Source organism: Agaribacter flavus (assembly GCF_042646125.1).
Classification (GTDB): Bacteria; Pseudomonadota; Gammaproteobacteria; order Enterobacterales; family Alteromonadaceae; genus Glaciecola; species Glaciecola flavus.
The window spans coordinates 1-963 of sequence record NZ_JBHRSW010000033.1 but is presented as its reverse complement, the minus strand read 5'-3'; the positions used below and the strand labels follow the sequence as shown (position 1 = coordinate 963).

Here is a 963-nt window from a genome sequence, read left to right as displayed (position 1 = left end):
ATCTGCAATGCATCAAAAAAGCCTTAAAGTCAGCTGTCACAGAGGGTAGTAAATAGTGTTAATCCATCTTATACTCAATATTATTGAATTTGACGCGCGAAGATCTATTAAAATCCCGTTGCCACAAAAAATACCATTGGATGCGAGCATATCTCCCGGCTTTAGAACCGATGCGAGTAGTTTAGATGGTCGAGTGTCGATTAATACGAAATTTGAAAAGACTATATTCAATCAAAATTTCTTTTTCGGTCTGGACTATAGATTATGATGCAGTCAATAAAGTGTTATGTTTTTAATAGAAGTAGAAGTACTGATTCACCTTACTTTTTGCAGTCTAGTACGAAGTTAGATTGTAAGGTTAATGATGATCCCGTAGGTGATAAAATATCTATCAAAGATAGTACAGGAAACCATGCAAGAGTGACTTGGAATGCTATTTACGTTAATGACGAAAAATGCACTATAAAAAACGACTCTATTTATTGGATTGATAGTCAAGAGGCAATAATTCGCCGAAATTTTGAGTTATTTATTGATGGCAAAAAAATTGCCACTATGGAATCGGTTGGTGTTTTTTTCAGCTGGGTGCTTGAACTAATCAAAGAACGAAAATGGAAAACTTATGACCCGTATTATGAGATAAGATACGATGATGGTCATATTAATCAATTTCAGGCAGTCTGTTTTTTGATGATGTATCAACACAAACAAGATGATACGTAGCTTGGTGTTACGCCTACTGGGTATAAGTTTCGACCGATAGCTTCGGGAACGCGCTCGGAAACTCCATAGTTGGGCTAGCTACACGACCACCGAAAACGAATGAAAACACGGTAACCAAAGGTGTTAGCCAGTCGGTCGTTGAGAAAGTACAGCAAGCTGAACAAGGCGGACAAGCTGCAAACAGTGCTTTTTTGGATTTACCGCTAGAAGACGAAGATGGACTGCTGCACTTACAAGCCG

Annotated in this window: 2 protein-coding genes; one reads left to right on the top strand and one right to left on the bottom strand. The window is 38.2% G+C overall.

The features are described from left to right. Positions 1-264: 264 nt before the first annotated feature. Complete coding sequence (locus ACFOHL_RS14415; RefSeq protein ID WP_376920945.1) at positions 265-723, top strand: hypothetical protein; 459 nt, start codon at positions 265-267, stop codon at positions 721-723. A gap of 13 nt (positions 724-736) precedes the next feature. Here ACFOHL_RS14415 and ACFOHL_RS14410 read toward each other — a convergent pair. Continuing rightward, the coding region (locus ACFOHL_RS14410) for a hypothetical protein (protein ID WP_376920944.1) at positions 737-963 on the bottom strand (227 nt) is incomplete at its 5' end.